The sequence below is a fragment of the Clostridium sp. SHJSY1 genome, from assembly GCF_031626875.1.
GTDB lineage: Bacteria > Bacillota > Clostridia > Clostridiales > Clostridiaceae > Clostridium.
In genome coordinates this window covers 1-1,612 of sequence record NZ_JANDMF010000117.1, presented here as the reverse complement: position 1 = coordinate 1,612, position 1,612 = coordinate 1, and the positions used below count along the sequence as shown (strand labels likewise).

Here is a 1,612-nt window from a genome sequence, read left to right as displayed (position 1 = left end):
ATGCGGGTATCGTATATCGGTAATACTCCAGCCTTCCAAGCTGGAAAGGTGGGTTCGATTCCCACTACCCGCTCCAAAAAAAGCAACTTAACAATTGGTTGCTTTTATTTTTTTGTGGATTTATTGAAATAGTGGATAAATTAATAAGGTAAAGTTTGAGACGATTATTCACAACCTAAAAAATTATCCACAATATATATTTTTAAATTAAAGAAACATGTGGATAATTTTTGAGTATATAGTATAATTAAATATATGCTTCTATAACTCAGGTGGATAGAGTGCAGGACTTCGAATCCTGATGCCGTGGGTTCGAATCCCTCTAGGAGCACTGTTACCATTGATATAGCTTAGATTGATCGAAATATTGTTTTATATTTAAACACATTTTTATCACATTAAGAATATCAATGGCTTTTCTTTTGCGAGCATGTATAAAATTTATATGTTGTTTGACGTAATACAACTCTTAAAAAACTTCAAAGATCTATTTGGATCCCTAGTACAAATTAATTTCCTTTTGACTATTATAAATATGAAATTTCTGATTTCGATTTTTTGTTATTATGATAAATGATTTGATTGGAAAAATAATGATTTACTGTATAATTATTGAATGCATATATAAAGGAGTGGGAAAAATGAAAAAAATAATTAGTGGTTTATTATGTATGGTAACAATTTTTTATTAATAGGTTGTGGAGGGGAGAAAAAACTCTTACAGCAGAGGAATATGGAAATAAACAAAAAGAAGCGGGACTTGCTATTGAAAATGTAGAAGTGACTACAGAAGAAAATGATAAGAATAAATTAATGGGAAGACCTAATCAATATACTTCTAAAATTAACTTTACAAATGGAAGCATAGAAGTATTTGAGAGTAAAGAGGATGAAAAAAATAGAAAAGAGTATATAGATTCTATTGGGAAAAAATGAGTATAGTATCTGAATATAGTTATATTAGTGGAACAACTTTATTGAGAATTAATAAGGAAGTTGCTCCAGATGAAGCTAAAAAGTATGAGAGTGAATTTGAAAAAATAAAATAATAGTAATAGAAGTGGAGATCAAAATTTAATGGTCTTTATTTTTTTGTAGGTGTATTAGAACTTTAGTTATTACAAATATGTATTTTACATATATTAAATTTTGAACTTTTGTGTGCATGTTGTAAACTTAATAGTGAGATATTTTGATATATATTAGTACATATTATAAGAAGTTTTATAAGAAGTTTTATAAGAAGTTTTATCAGAAAACAAAATAAACTTATCCAAGTGTATCAATAGTAGAAATAACTCCAAAAAATGAGAAAATAACAGAATATAAAGTATAATAAACTATAATATAGCATAAATTTGAGGCGATGTGAGCAAGCTATGATAGAATAGTCAATGTCTTCGAGATGAAACAAAAAACATACAAAATAGTGTTGAAATAACACTAAAAAAATGTTGACAGTAATCTTAAAGAGTGATAATATAAACAAGTCGCTAACAAGCGACAAGATCTTTGAAAATTGAACAGATATAGATTAAGTTAAAAACCAGCAATTCTTTTAGAGTAAGTTTTTTGAGTAGATTAAACTTTTTATTGAGAGTTTGATCCTGGC

1 protein-coding gene and 2 tRNA genes are annotated in these 1,612 nt (G+C 27.2%); all 3 read left to right on the top strand.

Translation table 11 applies throughout. The features are described 5' to 3' along the window. Nucleotides 1-2: 2 nt before the first annotated feature. The 3 genes from NNC19_RS23385 (at nucleotide 3) to NNC19_RS23375 (ending at nucleotide 936) form a co-directional block, all read left to right on the top strand. Nucleotides 3-76, top strand: a tRNA-Gly gene (locus NNC19_RS23385). A gap of 181 nt (nucleotides 77-257) precedes the next feature. Then, nucleotides 258-331, top strand: a tRNA-Arg gene (locus tag NNC19_RS23380). 365 nt (nucleotides 332-696) lie between these two features. Continuing rightward, nucleotides 697-936: a hypothetical protein gene (locus NNC19_RS23375; protein ID WP_310941095.1), complete on the top strand. Its 240-nt coding sequence runs from the start codon at nucleotides 697-699 to the stop codon at nucleotides 934-936. Nucleotides 937-1,612: the final 676 nt, after the last annotated feature.